Origin of the sequence: Undibacterium sp. SXout20W (assembly GCF_049340285.1) — a bacterium.
Lineage (GTDB): Bacteria > Pseudomonadota > Gammaproteobacteria > Burkholderiales > Burkholderiaceae_D > Undibacterium.
Window position 1 is genome coordinate 23,999 of the sequence record NZ_JBMPPH010000026.1, and the last position, 20,986, is coordinate 44,984.

Sequence of the window (20,986 nt, forward strand, 5' to 3'; positions counted from 1 at the left end):
CGAAATAAAAAGCCACTTACACTTGTTGTGTAAGTGGCTTTTTTTGTTTCAAAGAGAGCGCCAATTATTGGCTTTCCATCAGGCTCTTCAGATGTTCTGCTTTGCCAGGGTGGCGTAATTTTTTCATTGCCTTAGCTTCAATCTGGCGAATGCGCTCACGCGTCACTTCAAATTGTTTGCCGACTTCTTCCAGAGTGAATTCACTGGCTGTTTCAAGTCCAAAACGCATACGCAATACTTTCGCTTCACGAGGGCTCAGTGAGTCAAGCGCTTCTTTTAACTTTTCTTGCACTGACGCCTGCATCGCCGCTGCCATCGGCGACATGGTCATGCTGTCTTCGATGAAATCACCTAGTTGTGAATCGCCATCGTCACCAATAGGCACATCCAGAGAAACTGGTTCTTTAGCGATTTTGAGAATCTCACGTACTTTAATTTCAGGTAATCCCATTTTTTCAGCAATCGCTGCCGGTTCAGGTTCTAATCCGGTTGCCTGCAATAATTGACGGCGAATGCGATTCATTTTGTTGATCGTTTCGATCATGTGCACAGGAACGCGAATTGTGCGCGCCTGATCAGCGATCGCGCGTGCAATGGCTTGTCGGATCCACCATGTTGCGTAAGTGGAAAACTTATAACCTCGACGGTATTCGAACTTATCGACCGCTTTTAAGAGGCCAATATTGCCCTCTTGGATCAAATCCAGGAATTGCAGACCACGGTTGACGTACTTCTTTGCAATAGAAATGACGAGACGCAAGTTAGCTTCGGTCATTGCCCGTTTGGCTTCGCTAGAGCGTTTTTCACCAGCGATCATTTGCTTATTGATGTCGCGTAAAGCGCTTAATGGCAACTCGACACGTTGTTCTAGTTGGATAAATTTTTGTTGTAGTTCACGCGCAGCGTGGATGTGGCGCGACAAAGTAGCTGCGTAACTTTGTGTGCCTTGCATTTCGTGTTCCAACCACGCAGCGTTCGTTGCGTGAGTGCGTAACATATCTACAAAATAGCTGCGTGGCATTCCACATTTATTGACGAGCAATTCCAACATTTGCTTTTCGGTGTGGCGCAACTCTTTCATTTGCTTGCGCAAAGTGTCGCAAAGCTTTTCAGCTGTTTTCACGGTAAAGCGCATACCCTGCAATTCAGCGGAAATCGCTTGTTGTGCTTGCACGTAGGCAGCTGACTGATAACCGTCTTTTTCGCGTGAAGCCTGCATTTGCTCAAAGCAATTTGAAACGATAGTGAATTTTTGCAAGCAAATGGTTTTGAGTTGCAACAACTGCTCGTCGCTGATACCACCAACATTATCTGCTACCGCTTCATCGTCATCCTCATCGTCGTCTTCGCTGTCGCCGATGGCCAGTGCCATCGCATCATTATCTTCTGGACTAATCAGGCCATCGATAATGTCATCGATACGCACTTCGTCCTTGGTAATTTTGTCCGCAATGATCAGGATTTCTTTGATTGTGCCAGGGCAGGCGGAAATTGCTTGCACCATGTCTTTTAAACCATCTTCGATACGTTTTGCGATCTCAATCTCGCCACTACGCGTCAACAGTTCTACGCCACCCATTTCACGCATATACATACGAACAGGGTCGGTGGTGCGGCCAAAGTCTGAATCGACGGTTGCCAATGCTGCCGCTGCGACTGATTCTGCTTCATCATCGCTCACAGCCGACGCAACATTGTCTGTAAGCAGCATCATGGCAGCATCTGGTGCGCGGTCGTAGACCGCGATCCCCATGTCATTGAGTGTGCTAATGACGTCTTGGATCGTTTCCTGATCGACCAGTTCTTCTGGCAAATGATCATTAATCTCTGCGTGTGTCAGATAAGTCCGGTCTTTACCCAAGCGAATTAACTTGGTTAGTTGCTTGCGGTACTGTTCCAACTGCTCTTCGCTTGCTGCTGCAGCGCCAGGTTTTTTCGATTTAGCACGTGCAGCACGTTTTAACTCTGCTGATTCAGCCGCATTTAAGGCTTGAATTTCATCGTTCTCAAATTGAAATTCTGACGGTTTGCGTCCACGTTTTGCAGGTTCTTTATTGCCCTGTAATACGTAATTGGAGGTGTCAATGTCACCAATGCTGGTTGTCGCTGCGGCTGGACTATTTTTTTCTGTCGCGATGACAGGTGCTGCGATTTTTTTAGCCACCGGCACTTCAACAGCGACCTTGATCGTCGGGATAGCATTTGTTGTTGCGGCGGCAGACCTAGTGCGAGTTATCGTCGATGAAGCAATCGTCGATGAAGCAACCGTCGACGAAGCAACCGTCGATCTAGTAACTGTTAAGGTCGGAATCTCAAGCCCCGTTTTTAGCGGCGCAGTATTGCTTTGCGTCGTCGTACGAACTGTGCTTGTCGACGCCATTGGCTTGAGCGTCGTAACTGGGGCAGCAGGCGCAAATTTGCCTGATCCAATACGTGCTTCACGTTTGATTGGTGATGGCACTGTTTTTATATTTTGCTGATCGGATAGCAATAATTTTTTGGCGAGCTTTGGCGCTGTTTTTCGAATGACCACCGCACGTGGCTTTGCAATGTCAGCACCAGAAAGTGTCAGTAATTCGGCTTTTAAATCGGCACGAATCTCTGCTTTTGTTTCTGACTTGATGACTGGCTCATTGGCAGTGGATGTATCTGTGCCCGCGGTCAAGTTCATCGAATCATGACCTATACCCGTCAAATCTGACTCAGCCGTCATCGCACTTTCTGGGTCAGCTGCGCCGTCATATGCTGCCTCTTCTGGCGCTATTGGATCAAATGGCATTGAGCTCATTGCTTCAATATCTTCTGCTGTCCAGGCTTTTGCTGGCGCAATAATGGCACCAGTTGTTACCGGCTGCATGCGGGTACGACGTTTTGTGATGACAGTAATCGCAGGTGCAGATTGACTGTCATCTGCGCTCTCGGCTGCGGTACTCAAAGGTTCTTGGACGTTGCGCGTTTGTTCGGCGCATTCTTGAGCAACACTCGTGCTCGCGATCGTATTCGAAGCGATAGTAGAAACCGGGCGATTCAACTGCAGGGTTTTTTTACCTAAAGTGAGAGTGGAGCCTGTTTTGGGGATTGCAATAGTTGAGTCAGTTAAGCTGTTTTTCATGTAACAAAATCGTATGCGACAACAAAGGCTTGTCAATAGTATATGGCGATGGCAATGGCGATAGGCTGTTGACGATCATTTTTTTGATCAACGGCCGACACGGACGAAAAAGCCCGCTGGTAAAAGCGGGCCACGCTGACGAAGGCGATTCATTCATCTTGCTCAAACTAGATCTCGGAAAGAGACGCGAGGGCAGAATTATCCTCGGCTTAGCACTTCTTGACAAGGATTGTATGCATTTCCCGAAAAGAAATTTGCCCCAATAGCGCTTGTTGAGATTGTTTTGTTGTAGCAAAGCCTTATCCAGTAAGGTTTTGCGCATATGTAGCCATATGTAGCCATATGTAGCCATATTTTTTCAGCGATAAATAATAAATATTTTTTAGTGCATTTTGAATAAAATCACCCATGGTTTTTTTGATAAGCTGATAATCTATGATTTTCGGGCTGTCTTTTGGCTTGTCTTTCTGCGGAAGAATTTACATTTTATGAAAATCCAATTCATTGTCAGTTTGACCTTCATCACCATGCTAACGGTATGTGGGTTACTGTTTTCGTCGGTCGCAATTGCACAGAATGTTCCTGATACGCTCGCACAGCGGCTGAAAGCGTGCACCTCATGTCATGGTGCAGAGGGGCGAGCAAGTACTGATGGGTACTATCCGAGGATTGCCGGTAAGCCACAGGGCTATTTATTTAATCAACTGAAAAATTTTCGCGATGGTAAGCGTACATTTCCGATGATGTCGTACATGGTTGGTAATATGAGTGATGACTATTTGAAAGAAATTGCCACTTTTTTCTCAGAACAACACCCGCCCTATGCGGCGCCACAAAAACTTGATCTTGCACCTGGCCTATTTGAACGTGGTCGTACGCTCGTATTACATGGTGATGCAGCAAAGAAAATTCCAGCTTGTGTTGCGTGCCATGGTCAGAAGATGACCGGCCTCGCACCGTTTATTCCAGGTATTGCGGGACTGCCGCGTGATTATTTGATTGCGCAGTTGGGCGCCTGGCAAACTGGCAGTCGGCACGCCGCAACTCCAGATTGTATGCAGAATATTGCGCGTAGTTTAAGCCCTGAAGACGTCGGCGCTGTCTCAGGGTGGTTGGCCATGCAAATTATTCCTGATCAGGGTATTGCGATGACTATTCCTACTGGATATTCATGGGCTTTTCCGCAGCATTGTGGCAGCGTTCCTGGTAGCTAAATGCTGAGGCACATTTCTCCAGATTCTCCATGATGCGTGCAGTTTAACTAATTTTTCTTGTAAATAATGATGGCAGCCAACAAGGTCGGTATGAAATGAAGAAAATAACTAAAATTTTAATTCTATGCCTCGCCGTTTCGTTTGCCTTGTTAACTTGGTACATCATCGATCTTGGCTATGTGGTCCATGAGGACATTGCAGCAAATAGAATTTCGACTAAAACTTCTGTTCTAAAATCATCGAACAAAACATCGGACATATCAGCCGATGTATCAGCAAATTTGTTACGCCGTGGTGAGTATTTGACACGGATAGGAAATTGCGCTGGCTGCCATACGAACAATGGCGGTGCGCTTTATGCCGGAGGTAAAATCATTCAGTCGCAATTCGGACGTTTTATTGCGCCGAATATTACGCCTGATCGTAAAACGGGTATCGGTCAGTGGACAGCCGACAATTTTTGGCAAGCCTTACACTTTGGTAAAGCGCCCGATGGCAGTTTATTGTATCCGGCATTCCCTTACACGAGTTACACCCAAGTTTCGCGTGAAGATTCTGATGCGATGTTTGCCTATCTGCAAAGTATACCTGCTGTGAGTCAGCCGTCTTTGCCACATCAATTACGTTTTCCCTATAACCAGCGTCCTTTGCTTGCAATTTGGCGCGCACTCTATTTTCGTCCGCAACTATTCCAAGCCAATGCAGGCAAGTCTCAGCAATGGAATCGGGGTGCCTATCTCGTCAATGGTCTGGGCCATTGTAGCGCCTGTCATAGCAGTCGTAACATGTTGGGTGCAAATGCTGGCAGCAACGATCTGGATGGCGGCGAATTGCCCGTCGTCGCGTGGTATGCGCCATCTTTGTTACGATTGGACGAAGCACATTTGTCTAATTTGAGTCAAAGTGAATCCATCAATTTATTCAGAAAAGGCGTGGCAAATAAGGCGGCGTTTTCAGGGCCAATGTCGGAGGTGTTAGCAAATAGCTTGCAATATTTTTCAGATAGTGACATTGAGGCTTTAACGCACTATTTGAGAGAACTCCCTCAGAAGAAAGAAACTGCGCCAGATTGGTTAGATACCTTGTCGTCTGGTTCATCACCAACTTCAGTGACCAAGCCTGAAATGATGGCGGCGTTGATGCTGCAAGGGGCTGCTTTATATAAAACACACTGTGCTGATTGCCATGGCGCTGCGGGCGAGGGCGTTCCAGGTATCTATCCCGCCATGAAGCAGAATAGGGCGCTGCAAATGACAAATGTGGCTAATCCAATCCGGGTTGTGTTGAATGGTGGCTTTCCCGCCGTTTCAAAGCATAATGACAGGCCTTATGGCATGCCACCATTTGGGCCGGTGTTAAGTGACAATGAAGTTGCTCTGGTGCTGACTTATGTGCGTAATAGTTGGGGCAATCACGGCGATGCCTTGTCAACAGCTGAGGTTAATCGGTATCGAAATGCCCCCGTCAATTAGGTAACAAGACGAAATTAATGAAGTGATGGTCTGGATGGTGTGGTTGAGGTGGTTGATGTGGTTGATGTGGCTGAACTGATTGATCTGATTCGGTGACTGAGACTTTTTCAGTTTCAAAAAAAAACGAGAGCAACTTTTGGCTGCTCTCGTTTGATTTTTTTTCTGGCGCTATCGATATTAATTGGTAATAATCAATGCCAAATGAATGTCGACTTAAGTTTGAATCATCGTTGAACTAACGTTGGATTAACGTTGGATTGACGTATCGAATTATTGTAAAGTCCATTTCAATGGCTTTCCGGTTGAATCTGATACCGTAATCATTTCTTTAAAAACTCTTGCCTGCACGGCGTCTGGCAGACGGACGAAATCGACGTTATTAACGAATCGGTCGCCGTTCATAAATGCCCAGGTGAAAAACTTCAGTGTAGCAGTGGATTTATCAATATTTTTTGCGGATTGCTGCAAAATTATGAATGTCCCCATGGTAATTGGCCAAGATTTTGGTCCAGCTTTGTCTGTCAACATCTCTTCAAAACTACCTTGCGTTTTCCATTTACTGGCGGCGAGTGCAGCCGAAAAACCTTCTGCAGACGGCATAACAAAACGCCCATCGCGATTCTGTAACTGCGCAACATCAAGTTTATCTTGTACTACGTAGTTATAGTCAATGTAACTAATGGAGTACGGATTTTTTCTAATCGATGCAGAGATGGTGCTACTTCCTTTTACTTGAGTGAAAGTCGTATTCCAATTAATTGTAAAATTTTTGCCAAATCCTGATTGCCATGCTTTGCTGACTTTACTCAGATAATCTGTGAAATTGTACGTCGTTCCAGAGCCGTCCTGACGCACGTAGGGCAAGATCGTTTTAGCAGGTAGTTTTAAATTGGGGTTCAGTGCGACGATTGCTGCGTCATTCCATTGATCAATTTGTCCGGAAAAGATTTTGGCAAGGACATCACCGTTTAAGCGTAGATCGCCCGATTTGATCCCCGGTAGATTAACAATGACGACGACACCAGAAATGGCCGATGGAAATTGAATGAGTGCCGATTTTTTTAAATCCGCTTGTGGTAATGCCACATCGCTAGCGCCAAAATCAACGCTGTTTTCTTTGATTTTCTTTATGCCGGATGACGATCCAGACGCTTCGTACGTAATCGTGCTATCAACTGTTTTTGCATAGGCTTCTGACCATATTTTATACAGAGGAGCTGCTGCAGACGAGCCGGAGCCGTGCAGTTCTAATGCTTGAGCCGATGGTGCAAACATGAGCACGGCAGAGAGTAGGAAGAGAGTATATTTCATGGTTTTGTGATGATTAAAAGCAATATTTACAGAAATGACGGCGCGATTATCGCATGAGCTCTGGCTTCTTTCCTAAAAGCATTTTCAGTAATGTGCTTGTCATCTGAAGAGGTTATGCTTAACGCTTGTTGTTTGTGCACATATTGTTTATATTGTTTATACGCGTTTAACCTGGAGGCTCAAGATGGCAACTGTTACCAGCAAAAAAGAAGCACCTGTAGCAAAAGCAACATTGGTGAAAGAAACGGTAGTGAAAGCGCCCGTTGTCAAAGCGCCTTTGGCGAAGACGCCCGCAGTGAAGAAAACACCTGTAAAGAAAGCTGCCGCGCAGGTAGAAGCGAAGGCTGCGGTAGAAAAGCCAGGTTCAAAAGCAAGTAGTGTGGCTAAATCTACTGTAAAAAAGGTAGCGATAACTAAGCCAGAAATCACAAAATCAGTACCTGAGCATACAGAAAAAGTAAAAAAAGCGAAGTTAGTCCGCGATAGTTTTACAATGCCTGAGTCCGAATATGCTGTTTTAGGTCAGGTAAAGCGTGCATGTCTTAAAGCGGGTGTTGAAGTAAAGAAAAGCCAATTGTTGCGTATTGGCCTGGCATTGCTCAATAAAACGGACGTTCCCGCTTTGAAAAAACTGATTGCTGACCTTGCACCGCTAAAAGCCGGTCGGCCAAAAAAGGAAAAGTAAAACGTTCTTGAATCGTTTTTAAAAAATCAACAACAAGCCTTCAAAAATCTGCAGATTTTGAAGGCTTGTTGTTTTTTTGTTTGTCATAAAACCGACATCAATCTGTCATCTTGCTGAAGTAATCTTGCTCTATTCTTCGTCCGTCGAATGAACGACATCTTGAGACATAACAAGGATGATGAATGCGATTACTCACGATACCCGCGGATGCTAATCCCAGTTTTTCTAAGCTTAATCTGAGTCTGGCAACAACCGCCGAAGAAGTGCGGGAAGTTCAGCGCTTGCGCTACAAGGTATTCATTGAAAGTATGGGTTTGTCTGCCCTATCGAATCCAGATGGTCTGGACAAAGACGAGTTTGATGCACATTGCGATCACCTCATTGTCCGCGATACAAAAACACTCAAAGTCGTTGGTACATATCGTATTTTGGGCCCTAATGCTGCTCGCGAAATGGGGCGCTATTATTCCGAAACAGAATTTGATTTGTCGCGTTTGCAAAACGTGCGCCACTCGGTCGCTGAGGCAGGTCGCGCATGCATTCACCCTGATTATCGTAGCGGCTCGGTCATCATGCTGCTCTGGGCAGGGTTGGCCGCCTATATGCGTCGTGAGCGTTGTTCGCACTTGATTGGCTGCGCAAGTATTAGTTTGACCGATGGTGGTCAAAATGCAGCAGCGATTTATCGTAGTTTGACGGACAACGATTTTTGTCCGTTGGAATATCGTGTTGCGCCGCACGTTCCATTTCCTTTGGACGAAATTGATACCACCAACGTAGAAGCGCGCATTCCACCACTGCTTAAAGGCTATTTGCGAGCTGGTGCCTGGGTCTGCGGTGACCCGGCATGGGATCCAGATTTTCATAGTGCTGACTTATTCGTGATGCTGCCGTTGGCAAACCTCGATAATCGTTACGCCCGTCATTACAATACCGGAGATCAGTGATTGTGAAGCCAGCTGAACAGTTCCTCAATAAGAAAATGCACAGAACCGGAAAGAAGGATGTAACGCGTTTCCGGACGATCTGGATTTCCGATTTGCATTTGGGAACAAGTGGATGTCAGGCCTCAAAGCTACTCGAATTTTTACGTGCGACTGAGTCAGAAACCTTGTATTTGGTCGGTGATATTATCGATGGTTGGCAATTAAAACGTCGGTGGTATTGGGATCAGACGCATAACAATGTCGTACAAACGGTATTGAAGAAAGCCAAAAAAGGAACGAATGTTATTTTCGTTCCTGGCAATCATGATGAGTCCATCCGGCAATTTATCGATCTTGATTTCGGTGGTATCAAAGTCAGAGACGAGCTAGTACATACGACAGCTGATGGTCGTCGCATGTTGGTGTTGCATGGTGATCGCTTTGATGGCGTCATCGCATGCGCTAAATGGCTCGCTTACGTCGGTGACAGTTTGTACACGGTAATTTTGAAATTTAACCAGATTTTCAATAACTGGCGCGCACGTGCGGGTTTGCCATATTGGTCATTATCGCAATACCTCAAGCTAAAAGTGAAGAATGCGGTGAGCTATATCACCCAATTTGAAGATGCATTGGCAGACGAAGCGCGTAGAAAAGGTGTCGACGGCATTATTTGCGGTCATATTCATAAGCCAGAAATCCGCGATATCAATGGGATTTTGTATTGTAATGATGGTGACTGGGTAGAGAGTTTGTCGGCTCTCGTAGAGGATGCGCAAGGTCAGTTAAGTTTGGTGACATGGCATGACATCATGCATTCAGTTGTGTCAACGAAGTCTGTTGTAGATCAGGACCAGGATCATGAGTTTGATGCTGAAATGGATACCGGCGTCAGTGTCGTTCTTTGAGCGCAGGCCAACTCTATTTGATGACGAGAAATTTGTTTGGCCTGAGCTAGTTTAGATCAGGCTAAACAAAGCCAAACCACCTCAAACCACCTCAAACCACCTCAAACCACCTCAAACCAAGTCAAAGTAGGCTAAACCAAGCTAACCTGAACAAAGCCAGGCTTTTTGGGTCGTCGTTTCTGCTTCGATGACGCGACGCTTTTCTTATAGCAGCAAACTCACACCAGCCGGTCTGGGCAAGTTTGCGCTAACTTGTTTCGTAATTTACGCCGTTGGCGGGTTACTTGACGACCAGATCCGGCGACATAATCGCTTTCAAATAGGTTTGCAGGTCTTCGCCTTGCCTCTGCTTTTGTGATATCCACCACACATTCCCTTTGCGAATACTGTATTCCTGCAAAGGATGTCCTAGCAATTCACCAGCTAGTTGCCCGAGGTATGGCTGATGGCCGACAATCATGACTGGCTCGCGACTGTTTGGCCAGTTGACCAAACGTAGAACCGCGTCAACGCTCGCATCGGGCGCCAGTTCCGGCGCAATTTTAAACTTTCTTCCACTGGCCAGCAGCGCTTCCGCCGTGTCGCGTGTGCGAACCGCAGGGCTGACCAGGATACGGCAGGTCTCAGGCAAAGTACTGTCTAACCAATAAGCAATTTTACTTGCTTGTTTCAATCCTTTTCCGGTCAATTTTCTAAATTCATCGGTGATTTCTTCATTCGCTGGTTCGGCTTCCGCATGACGCCAGAGGATTAAGTCCATTAGTTGCTTTCCGCAGTTGAGAGGGAACCTAATTGCTGCATTAAGAATTGCTGGGCAGAAAAATTAGCCTGCTGTCCACGCGCCTTTTTACGTTCGTAATTACCATTTGAATCGAGTACCCACGCATTCACATTGTCTTTGAGGTAGGGATCAAGTCCTTCCGCAATAATGCGTTTTTTCAATGCTTTGTCTAATACAGGAAAGGCGACTTCAATACGTCGGAATAGATTTCGGTTCATCCAGTCGGCACTCGCTAAATGGATGTCGTGCGCTAAGTCATTGCGGAAATAATAGATGCGGCTGTGTTCCAGGAAGCGACCGATGATAGAACGAACTCGAATGTTTTCGGATAATCCAGGTACGCCGGGACGCAATGTACATGCGCCTCGCACGATCAGGTCGATCTTCACGCCGTCAGCAGAGGCAGCATAAAGTGCGCGAATAACCGATTCATCGGATAATGAGTTCATTTTAGCGATGATTCTGCCTGGTCGTCCTTCACGGGCGATGCGTGCTTCGTTACGAATTGCTTTGATTAATTGTGGTTGCAACGCAAACGGTGCCAACCATAAATAATCCAACTTTTTAGGTTTGGTCAGACCAGTCAAGTGGATGAATACTTCATTGACTTCAGCGGCCATGCCGGGATGTGCAGTAAGTAAGCCAAAATCGGTGTAGAAGCGTGTCGTTGATGGATGGTAATTCCCTGTCCCTAAATGCGCATAATGTCGCAAAACACCGCCTTCTTCACGGCGTATCACCAGCGCCAGCTTGGCGTGAGTTTTCAGGCCTACCACGCCATAAACCACTTGTGCGCCTGCCCGCTGCAATTTGTCGGCCCAATTGATATTTGCCTCTTCATCGAACCGTGCCATTAACTCGACAATGACCGTCACTTCTTTGCCCAATCGCGCCGCCGTTATCAACGACTCCATCAGATCAGAATTCATCCCTGTACGATAAATCGTCTGCTTAATTGCGACCACGCTTGGATCAAGCGATGCCGAACGAATGAAATCGATCACCGTTTGAAACGGTTGGAATGGATGGTGTAACAAAATATCTTGCTTGCGCAATAGCGTGAAAATATCGGTGTGTGAATATTTTGCAATCGCTTTTGGCGAGAACGGAGGGAACCGTAAGTTGGCTTGTTTAACGTGATCAACGAGCTCGCCCAGTCGAACCATATTGACAGGGCCATCGACAGGGTAAAGCCGATCGTGATCGAGCGAAAACTGCGCCAATAAAAATTTGGCTAAATCTTCTGGACAATTTTTCGCTACCTCAAGTCGAACTGCTGCACCAAACTGACGCGTTTGCAATTCACCTTGTAAAGCCTGACGTAAATTTTTAACTTCCTCTTCATCCACCCACAGATCGCTATCTCGTGTTACACGGAATTGAGAATAATTGATGACTTCCCGACCATTGAATAAATCAGCAATATGAGAATGGATAATCGATGACAGCAGGCAGAAAGAAATTCCCTTCTCCGAGAGTTCATCGGGAAGGCGAATGATGCGCGGTAACACGCGTGGTGCTTTCACGATGGCGATGCCGGTGCCGCGACCAAAAGCATCTTTTCCAGCGAGAGAAACGATGAAATTAAGACTTTTATTGACCACTTGTGGAAACGGATGTGCCGGATCTAATCCGATAGGCGTTAGTAAAGGACGGACTTCGCGTTCAAAATATTGTTTCGCCCATGCTCGTTGCGCCTCATTACGTTCTGAGTGACGCAGCAGGTTGATCCCTTTTTTGGATAATTGCGGAAGAATTTCCTGATTCAGAAGTTCATATTGACGTTGCGCTAGTTGATGGCACTCTGTGCTGATGCGTTCAAGTGTCGCCTGAAAGCTAGGGTGCTGTACCAATTCGCCATCAACCGTATTTTGCGCTAGCAGGCTGGCAACTCTGACTTCGAAGAATTCATCCAGATTACTGCCGACGATACAAAGGTATTTTAATCGTTCGAGTAACGGAATTGAGCGATCTTCTGCCTGGGCAAGAACGCGCCAGTTAAAAGCGATTTGTGACATTTCCCGATCGAGAAATATGACAGACCGCGATAGCCCATTATTTGTCTCATTTGGCGCTGCTAATTTAGTACTTTTAGGCGCTTTTTGTGTCGCGTTTGAATCTGCTGTGTTGGCGTTATTGCTGTCCTCAACTTTTACTAAAGTATCTTGTGTAAGGATTTGAGCGACTTTTTTGGATGTCATATTTTTTCGCGTGTCATAAAAGCTGGTATATATATATCGACCTATTTTAGTTACTCAATATGTCAATTTTATGACAAAAAAGGTGGTAATAAAATTAAATATTTCACAAATATTTCACAAATATTTCATAAGGTCATCGTATTGTCATAATTGGATTGTAGAGTGCAGCACGTGGTAACAAACCCCTGAAAATTACACCTGAGGTAATCATGAACATAAACCGTTTTGTGAGACAATTGATAATTATTAGCGGCCTTGCAGCTGGCTTTTCGTCTGTTCAAGCAGCCGATATTACTGGTGCTGGTGCAACTTTTCCGTATCCGATTTACGCCAAATGGGCTGAAGCTTACAAAAAAGCGACAGGCAATGGACTGAATTATCAATCCATTGGTTCGGGTGGCGGAATTAAACAAATTAAAGCTAAAACGGTCGATTTTGGCGCATCAGACATGCCTTTGAAGGCCGATGAGCTCACTGCAGAGGGACTGATTCAGTTTCCAGCAATTATTGGTGGTGTCGTACCTATTGTGAATTTGGATGGCGTTGCACCTGGTAAATTAAAGATGACTGGTGATCTATTGGCTGGTATCTACATGGGCAAAATCACGAAATGGAATGCGCCCGAAATCGCAGCGATCAATCCAGGTATTAAATTGCCTGCGGAAGACATTTCTGTTGTTCATCGTTCAGATGGTTCCGGCACTACATTTTTGTGGACAGATTTTCTGAGCAAAGTTAATGCGGATTTTAAAACAGCAATTGGTTCCTCAACTGCTGTCAAATGGCCGGTTGGTTTGGGTGGTAAAGGTAATGAAGGTGTTGCTGCCAACGTCCAACGTATTAAGAATTCTATCGGTTACGTTGAATACGCTTTCGTAAAAAAGAACAAAATGGTCTATACGCAGCTGAAAAATGCGGACGGTCAATTTGCTGAGCCAGACGACGACAGTTTCAAAGCCGCAGCTGCGAATGGCGACTGGTCAAAAGCACCGGGTATGTATCTGGTATTGACGAATCAGCCTGGTAAAGCTTCTTGGCCAATCACTGGTGCTTCATTCATTTTGATGCACAAGACACAAGACAATCCTGCTGAAGCGAAAGAAGTATTGAAGTTCTTTGACTGGGCATTCAAAAATGGCGGCGCCATGGCAAATGAACTTGATTACGTTGCATTACCACCAGCACTCGTAAAGCAGATTCAGGACAGCTGGAAAGCAAATCTGAAAGATGCTGCTGGCAAGGCAGTCTGGTAAGTTCGTCTGGCAATAGTCAAATATTAGCTTGATTAATTTATTCTTTAGTGATTTTTGAATGTTCTTGATGAAGGCAATTCGATGTAATCGAATTGCCTTTCGGTGGAAACAACACCTATGCCAACTCTCATGACCTCAGTCGATATGACCGTACCCTCAACCAGTCCAACTATTGCAAGTTCAGACAATGCACAGGCAGCTCAGCTTAGTGACGAAGCTCTGGCGAAAGTAATGCGCCGCCAACATTGGCAGGATTTCTTTTTTCACAAATTGACACTCAGCTTTGCTGCGTTGGTTTTGGTCGTATTGTTAGGGATTATTTTCTCCCTGTTCATCCGTGCGATTCCAGCAATGCAAGAATTTGGCTTCGCATTTGTGACGACGATCGAGTGGGATCCTGTCAATGATAAATACGGTGGTTTGATTGCGATCGTTGGCACGCTCATTACGTCAGTAATCGCCTTGCTGATCGCATTTCCTGTGAGTTTTGGTATTGCCTTGTTTTTGACCGAAATCTGTCCTGCATGGCTCAAACGTCCATTGGGAACAGCAATCGAATTGCTGGCTGGTGTGCCGAGTATTATTTACGGCATGTGGGGATTGTTCGTTTTTGCGCCGTTGTTTGCTGAATATATTCAACCAGCACTGCATGGCACGTTGGGACGTTTGCCTGTGGTCGGTGCCATGTTCTCTGGTCCTATGATCGGTATTGGTATTCTGTCGGCCGGAATTATTTTGGCCATTATGATTATTCCATTCATCTCTTCTGTTATGCGTGACGTATTTGAAGTGGTACCACCTGTACTGAAAGAGTCCGCTTATGGATTGGGATGTACCAAGTGGGAAGTGGTTCGCAAGATTGTTTTGCCCTACACAAAAATCGGTGTGGTGGGTGGCGTAATGCTGGGGCTTGGTAGAGCGTTGGGCGAAACGATGGCAATTACTTTTGTGATTGGTAACGCCAATCAGTTGTCATGGTCCTTATTCGCTGCGGGTAACAGTATTGCCTCAACGTTGGCTAACGAATTTGCAGAAGCAGAAACACCGCTCCACGTTTCATCTTTGTTTTTACTTGGTTTAATTTTGTTTGTGATTACGTTTATTGTGTTATCCGCTGCTAAGTTAATGTTGCTTGGCCTGAGCCGTAAAGAAGGGACCAAATAATGGATGCAACATTGAAAGAATCAGGACGTAATCCAGTATATCGTCGTCGTCTGTTCGTACACAGAATGGGGATATTTTTGTCCTCAATGGCGATGGCATTAGGTGTTGCATTTTTAATGTGGATTTTATTCACGTTAGTATTAAAAGGTGTTTCAGCCATCAGCGTTGCCATGTTTACGGAAAGTACACCGGCACCAGGGTCTGATGGTGGTGGCTTGTTGAATGCCATTGTCGGTAGTTTTATGATGGTCGGTAGCGCCACATTGATTTCTACACCGATCGGTATTTTGGCCGGTATTTATTTAGCAGAGTACGGTAACAAGAGCTGGTTTGGCGCTGTTACGCGTTTTGTAACTGACATTATGTTGTCCGCACCTTCGATCGTGATTGGCTTATTCGTTTATGCAATTTACGTCGCCAACATGAAGCACTTTTCAGGTTGGGCAGGTAGTATTGCCATCTCCCTGATCGCTATTCCAGTGGTCGTACGCACTACCGATAATATGCTTGGTCTCGTGCCAGCGAGTTTGCAGGAAGCTGCATTTGCGCTTGGTGCTCCACGTTGGAAAGTTGCATTAATGATACGCTTGCGTGCTGTTAAAGCAGGTGTGATCACCGGTATCTTGCTGGCTGTTGCGCGTATTTCAGGTGAAACAGCGCCATTATTATTTACTGCCCTAAACAATCAATTCTTTAATGGCAATATGAATAAGCCAATGGCGAATTTACCGGTTGTTATTTATCAGTTTGCAATGAGTCCTTATGACAATTGGCGTGACTTGGCATGGGGCGGTGCGTTACTCATTACCTTTAGCGTTCTCGGGCTGAATATTTTGTCCCGTACATTATTTAACCAAAAATCACAGCATTAATCCGGGCATCGATATGATCACTACACAAGAAAACACATTGAAAAAAGCAATCGAGATTGATGGGCTGAATTTTTTCTACGGTGCTACCCGTAGTTTGCGCGATATCAATTTAAATATTTTTGATAAGAAAGTGACCGCTTTTATTGGTCCTTCTGGCTGCGGCAAATCCACGTTGTTACGCACACTCAATCGCATGTATGATATATATCCTGGCCAACGTGCCGAAGGAAAAATTATCTACAAAGGGAAAAATATTCTGGACGCAGATCAGGATATTAACTTGTTGCGCGCCAAAGTTGGTATGGTATTCCAAAAGCCGACACCGTTTCCGATGTCTGTCTATGACAACATTGCATTTGGTGTTCGCTTGTATGAAAATTTGTCGAAAGGCGAAATGGATGAGCGCGTTGAGTGGGCGTTGAAAAAAGCAGCGATCTGGACTGAAGTCAAAGACAAATTGAATAAAAGCGGCTTGAGCTTATCCGGTGGTCAGCAACAACGGTTGTGTATCGCACGTGGCGTATCTGTGAAACCAGAAATATTACTGCTGGACGAACCAACCTCAGCGCTGGATCCGATTTCTACAGTAAAAATCGAAGAGTTAATTAACGAATTAAAAGAAGAGTATACGATTGCAATCGTGACGCATAACATGCAGCAAGCTGCGCGTTGTTCTGACTATACGGCTTATATGTATTTGGGCGAACTGGTTGAGTTTGGTGAAACCGATCATATCTTCATGAATCCTGTGAAGAAAGAGACACAAGATTATATTACCGGTCGTTTCGGTTAATCACCAATCCTTTATAAAACAAATCTCAGGAGAATCCAGTGACTGGCGAACACTCTTCAAAACAGTATGATCATGACCTTGAAACGATCCGTTCCAAGGTATTGTTAATGGGCGGCTTAGTAGAGAGCCACTTCCATGACGCTATGTCTTGTTTTCGTACTGGCAATGCAGATCATGCAGAAGCGGTTATTCAATCTGACCTTGAAGTCAACCGGCTTGAGGTTGCACTCGACGATATGTGCAGCCATCTGATCGTCAAACGTCAGCCAGCTGCAAATGATTTACGTACTGTCATGGCAACCGGAAAAGTGATTACGGATCTGGAGCGCATCGGTGATGAATCAACCAAAATCGCCCGTATTTCAAAAGAAGCAAACGCGAACCGTCGTGGGTCGCCAATGTTCAGTGGTTATGAAACAGTGCGGGTTTTGGCCGGTAGTGTGGCAGACATGTTGCATCACTCGCTGGATGCTTTCGCTCGCTTGGATGATGCTAAAGCGGTGCAATTGATTGCGCAAGATGCGATCATTGATAATGATTTTCGCTCCATTATGCGTAATTTGATTACGTTTATGATGGAAGATCCAAGTACCATTACATCCTCTCTGAACACGATGTGGGTGGCAAAGGCGATCGAACGTATTGCTGATCATGCGAAAAACATTGCTGAGCACACGATTTATATCGTCGAGGGGAAAGACATTCGCCACTCTGATTATGTCGCAATTAAGCAAGATAAAAAAAATGATAATGAATGATGGCTGCTGATACTACTATATTAATCGTTGAAGACGAGCCAGCAATCGTAGAGTTGGTTAGTTTCACGTTGCGCGCGGCCGGATGGAATACGTTTGCAGTCAATAACACGGCGGATGCGTGGGATTTTATTCAGCGACGTACACCTCAACTTATTTTGCTCGACTGGATGTTACCTGACCAAAGTGGATTGCGTCTGCTTTCGAAGATACGTTCTGATCGTCAGTTTAATGAAATTCCTATCATTATGCTGACAGCAAAGAGTATGGAGGAGGATAAAATTGCTGGTCTCGATCATGGTGCTGACGATTATGTGACAAAGCCATTTTCTCCGCGAGAATTGACTGCGCGCATCAAAGCTTTGTTGCGTCGTAAGAGCCCTGAGCATTCGCAAACTGCGTTATCAGCCGGGCCTGTCGTGTTAGATCCGGTCAGTTGTACCGTAAAAATTGACGAGCAAAAAGTAGATATCGGGCATGCTGAATATAAGCTATTAAAGTTTTTTATGGCACATCCTGAACGGGTCTTCTCCCGCAGCCAATTGCTCGACAAAGTGTGGGGCGATCATGTTGTGATTGAAGAGCGCACCGTTGATGTACACGTACTACGCTTACGAAAAGTATTAAAATCAGCGGAGTCACTGATCAAAACAGTGCGTAGCGTTGGTTATATGCTTTCCGAAAAATAGAAGATATGGGTCGCCAAATCTCTCGTTGGCGGCCTGATCTCTTTGTTCTAAAATAGAACACATATAGAACACATGAGATTAAATTTCTTCAATTTACTTTACAAATTGCTAAAGTAATTGTTAATTGTAAATGTGCGTAAATTTGTAATCGTTAGCCGGTAACGAGCCCTTTTGTTCGGTTTGAGATGCTTCAAAGATTCTGAACTGAACTCTGGTGATGATTATGGTTATGACTATGGTTATGACTACGGCTTTTTTTTTGCAGTTCTTCACTGACACACTCCCCATTAAAAAAATATCAGGGATCTAACATGTCTCCTCGCATCATTTTCTGGATCTCCAATTCGGTTCGCATTTTATTGGTCGCAATCGGCACCGCTGTTGCCTGCTATATGTGGGGCACCGTGGTTGGACTGCTCATCGGCATATTGGCGATGGCTTCCTTGGTTTTAGTGCAATTGTTTTATTTGCAACGCTTGGCAGATTGGCTTGATCATCCCAGCAGTTCACGTTTACCTGATGGTTGGGGCGCGTGGACAGATATTTTCTCCCGCTTGTATAAATTGCGCAGAGGAGATGAAAAAAATCAGACGGAATTGACCGAATGGTTGGCACGTTTCAGACAAGCAATGACATTGCTGCCAGACGGCGTTGTGATTATGGATGATGTGCTGTTCCTTGAGTGGTGCAATCCAGCAGCCGAACGACATTTGGGCTTAAGTTTGGCGAAAGATAAGGGAATGCGCGTGACGAACCTGGTGCGTAGTCCTGAGTTTATGGATTACATCATTCTCGGTCGCTATGACACACCGCTGACCTTGTCGTTCAGGGACAGGAAACTGATCGCACATATCATTCCATTTGAAAATCGCCGTCAGATTTTGGTGACCCACGATGTCACAGAATCAGAACGTATCGATATGATGCGTCGGGATTTTATTGCTAATGCATCACATGAACTTCGCACCCCATTAACGGTAATTAATGGCTTTTTAGAAATTGCTTCGTTGCAGCCTGACCTCGATATTCCTACCCGAAACGCGCATTTAAAATTGATGTCGGAACAAGGTGAGCGTATGCAGCGTCTGGTTGAAGATATGTTGATCCTTACCCGGCTGGAGTCGATGGATCATTTGCTTCGTACTGAAAATATCAATATGCGTGCGCTTCTCGAACAGATTCTGCAAGAGGCGCATGCCTTGTCAGCTGGGCGACACCAGATTACGCTGGATTGTCAGGGGGCAGATATTCGTGGAAGTGCCGATGAAATCCGCAGTGCCCTGACTAATCTGGTGACCAATGCCATTCGGTATACACCAGACAATGGCACAATTCACATTAAATGGTGCGATACCGCTCAGGGGCCAAAATTTGTGGTGATCGATAACGGAATCGGGATCAGCTCTGAGCATATCTCCCGATTGACGGAGCGTTTTTATCGTGTCGATAAAAGCCGTTCACGTGAAACGCAGGGAACTGGCTTAGGGTTGGCAATTGTTAAGCATGTATTATTGCGACATAACGCCAACTTGTTGATTGACTCAGTGCCAGATCAGGGAAGCAAGTTTTCTGTCCAATTCCCACAATCAATAGTGATCGGAAATTGAACTGTCTCGAATTTGTATAGTTGCCATATGGAAAAAGTATAAATATTGTTATTACTAGTTAGACTTCTGTTGAAATACGGTACACTTCCGGTAATTACTGCTATTTAAACATGTTATTTGCATACTAAGTGCAGCTCGAAGAAAGGGATGTTCAATGGATATGAACGTTTTAGTGCTGGATGATGCGCAAATTAACGTGACTTTGTTGTGCCTGTTACTAAAAAAAATCGAAAAATGTAACTCGGTGAGTTTTACTGATCCTGATCCGGCACTTCAATGGTGCACTGGCAACATCCCCGATCTGGTGATGGTTGATTACATGATGCCCACCATGGATGGTATCGAGTTTATTCGCCGTTTTCGGAAATTACCTGGCTGCCATGATATTCCTGTGCTGATGATCACAGCCAACAATGAATTGGCTTTGCGTTATGAAGCGTTAGATGTTGGCGCAAATGACTTTTTGATCAAACCAATTGATAAAATTGAGTTTTTGGCACGTACCAAAAACATGCTTGCACTGCGTAAAAGTCAGCGTTTTCTCGAAGATAGGGCTATTTGGCTGGACGTCGAGGTAAAAAAAGCGACCTCCGAAATTCGTGCACGCGAGCGCGAGACTATTTTCAGATTATCCAAAGCCGCTGATTCAAGGGATCCGGAGACGGGCGCTCATATCTTACGGATGGCGAATTATTCCAGAATTATCGCGCAATATCTGGGGCTCTCCGATTCGGATCAACAATTGTTGCTAGAAGCCGCACCGATGCACGACATTGGGAAAGTGGGTATTCCGGATAATATTTTACTAAAGCCCGGGAAATTGACGGCCGACGAGTTCACGATCATGAAGCGGCATTCAACACTAGGCTATGAAATTTTGTCCGGAAGCCGTTCAGAGTTGCTCAACGCGGGAGCCGAGATCGCGCTTGCGCACCATGAAAAATTTGATGGTTCGGGTTATCCCAACGGATTAGTAGGCGAAGCCATTCCTTTATTCGCCCGCATCGTTGCTGTGGCCGATGTATTTGATGCCCTAACTTCGGAAAGACCCTACAAAGCCGCCTGGGAAATTGATCGGGCCCTCACTTTCGTACGTGAAGGGGCAGGGCAGCACTTCGATCCTCGCTGCATAGATGCATTTGTGAGAGGATGGGATGAGATTTTGGAAATTAAAAATCTGTATCGTGAAGATAAAAATGACCAAAAAGCGTTTGGTGCTGAGTGGAATTTATAAGTTCCTTTG

Annotated in this window: 17 protein-coding genes; 13 read left to right on the top strand and 4 right to left on the bottom strand. The window is 45.3% G+C overall.

Annotation, left to right across the window (positions count from 1 at the left end; all coding sequences use genetic code 11):
• Positions 1-64: 64 nt before the first annotated feature.
• Positions 65-2,470: an RNA polymerase sigma factor RpoD gene (gene rpoD / locus ACO0K1_RS13535; RefSeq protein ID WP_423026601.1), complete on the bottom strand. Its 2,406-nt coding sequence runs from the start codon at positions 2,468-2,470 to the stop codon at positions 65-67.
• A gap of 1,130 nt (positions 2,471-3,600) precedes the next feature.
• Between rpoD and ACO0K1_RS13540 the strand changes: the two genes are divergently transcribed.
• Both ACO0K1_RS13540 and ACO0K1_RS13545 read left to right on the top strand, forming a co-directional pair.
• Positions 3,601-4,326, top strand: coding sequence for a c-type cytochrome (locus ACO0K1_RS13540; RefSeq protein WP_423026563.1), 726 nt, complete (start codon positions 3,601-3,603; stop codon positions 4,324-4,326).
• Positions 4,327-4,421: 95 nt separating this feature from the next.
• Positions 4,422-5,798, top strand: a complete 1,377-nt coding sequence (locus ACO0K1_RS13545; RefSeq protein ID WP_423026565.1) for a c-type cytochrome — start codon at positions 4,422-4,424, stop codon at positions 5,796-5,798.
• Between the two features lie 270 nt (positions 5,799-6,068).
• On the opposite strand, the gene pstS (ACO0K1_RS13550) is transcribed toward ACO0K1_RS13545, so the two are convergent.
• Positions 6,069-7,109, bottom strand: a complete 1,041-nt coding sequence (gene pstS, locus ACO0K1_RS13550) for a phosphate ABC transporter substrate-binding protein PstS (RefSeq protein ID WP_423026567.1) — start codon at positions 7,107-7,109, stop codon at positions 6,069-6,071.
• 184 nt (positions 7,110-7,293) lie between these two features.
• Here pstS (ACO0K1_RS13550) and ACO0K1_RS13555 point away from each other — a divergent pair, with 184 nt between their 5' ends.
• The 3 genes from ACO0K1_RS13555 (at position 7,294) to ACO0K1_RS13565 (ending at position 9,628) form a co-directional block, all read left to right on the top strand.
• Complete coding sequence (locus ACO0K1_RS13555; protein WP_423026569.1) at positions 7,294-7,794, top strand: hypothetical protein; 501 nt, start codon at positions 7,294-7,296, stop codon at positions 7,792-7,794.
• A 182-nt stretch (positions 7,795-7,976) separates the two neighbouring features.
• Positions 7,977-8,741: a GNAT family N-acetyltransferase gene (locus ACO0K1_RS13560; RefSeq protein ID WP_423026571.1), complete on the top strand. Its 765-nt coding sequence runs from the start codon at positions 7,977-7,979 to the stop codon at positions 8,739-8,741.
• A gap of 2 nt (positions 8,742-8,743) precedes the next feature.
• Positions 8,744-9,628, top strand: coding sequence for a UDP-2,3-diacylglucosamine diphosphatase (locus ACO0K1_RS13565; protein ID WP_423026573.1), 885 nt, complete (start codon positions 8,744-8,746; stop codon positions 9,626-9,628).
• 280 nt (positions 9,629-9,908) lie between these two features.
• On the opposite strand, the gene sixA is transcribed toward ACO0K1_RS13565, so the two are convergent.
• Both sixA and ppk1 read right to left on the bottom strand, forming a co-directional pair.
• Positions 9,909-10,388, bottom strand: a complete 480-nt coding sequence (gene sixA / locus ACO0K1_RS13570) for a phosphohistidine phosphatase SixA (RefSeq protein ID WP_423026575.1) — start codon at positions 10,386-10,388, stop codon at positions 9,909-9,911.
• A complete protein-coding gene (gene ppk1 / locus ACO0K1_RS13575; RefSeq protein ID WP_423026577.1) occupies positions 10,388-12,610 on the bottom strand; it encodes a polyphosphate kinase 1 in 2,223 nt (740 codons plus the stop codon). The genes sixA and ppk1 overlap by 1 nt, the downstream gene beginning before the upstream one ends.
• Before the next feature lie 209 nt (positions 12,611-12,819).
• Between ppk1 and pstS (ACO0K1_RS13580) the strand changes: the two genes are divergently transcribed.
• The 8 genes from pstS (ACO0K1_RS13580) to ACO0K1_RS13615 all read left to right on the top strand — a co-directional run bounded on the left by pstS (ACO0K1_RS13580) (position 12,820) and on the right by ACO0K1_RS13615 (position 20,977).
• Complete coding sequence (gene pstS / locus ACO0K1_RS13580; protein WP_423026579.1) at positions 12,820-13,863, top strand: phosphate ABC transporter substrate-binding protein PstS; 1,044 nt, start codon at positions 12,820-12,822, stop codon at positions 13,861-13,863.
• A 144-nt stretch (positions 13,864-14,007) separates the two neighbouring features.
• Positions 14,008-15,027 (top strand): phosphate ABC transporter permease subunit PstC, encoded by a 1,020-nt coding sequence (gene pstC, locus ACO0K1_RS13585; protein ID WP_423026603.1) that lies wholly within the window; start codon positions 14,008-14,010, stop codon positions 15,025-15,027.
• Positions 15,027-15,899: a phosphate ABC transporter permease PstA gene (gene pstA / locus ACO0K1_RS13590; protein ID WP_423026581.1), complete on the top strand. Its 873-nt coding sequence runs from the start codon at positions 15,027-15,029 to the stop codon at positions 15,897-15,899. The genes pstC and pstA overlap by 1 nt, the downstream gene beginning before the upstream one ends.
• Positions 15,900-15,912: 13 nt before the next feature.
• On the top strand, positions 15,913-16,692 hold the full coding sequence (pstB, locus tag ACO0K1_RS13595) for a phosphate ABC transporter ATP-binding protein PstB (protein ID WP_423026583.1): 780 nt from the start codon (positions 15,913-15,915) through the stop codon (positions 16,690-16,692).
• Positions 16,693-16,730: 38 nt separating this feature from the next.
• The gene (gene phoU / locus ACO0K1_RS13600; protein ID WP_423026585.1) at positions 16,731-17,450 is read left to right on the top strand and encodes a phosphate signaling complex protein PhoU; all 720 of its coding nucleotides are present in this window, start codon (positions 16,731-16,733) and stop codon (positions 17,448-17,450) included.
• Positions 17,450-18,136, top strand: coding sequence for a phosphate regulon transcriptional regulator PhoB (gene phoB / locus ACO0K1_RS13605; RefSeq protein ID WP_423026608.1), 687 nt, complete (start codon positions 17,450-17,452; stop codon positions 18,134-18,136). The genes phoU and phoB overlap by 1 nt, the downstream gene beginning before the upstream one ends.
• A gap of 311 nt (positions 18,137-18,447) precedes the next feature.
• The gene (gene phoR, locus ACO0K1_RS13610) at positions 18,448-19,743 is read left to right on the top strand and encodes a phosphate regulon sensor histidine kinase PhoR (protein ID WP_423026587.1); all 1,296 of its coding nucleotides are present in this window, start codon (positions 18,448-18,450) and stop codon (positions 19,741-19,743) included.
• Positions 19,744-19,897: 154 nt separating this feature from the next.
• Positions 19,898-20,977 carry an HD domain-containing phosphohydrolase gene (locus tag ACO0K1_RS13615; RefSeq protein WP_423026589.1) on the top strand — a complete coding sequence of 360 codons (1,080 nt, stop codon included), beginning with the start codon at positions 19,898-19,900 and terminating at the stop codon, positions 20,975-20,977.
• Positions 20,978-20,986 lie beyond the last annotated feature (9 nt).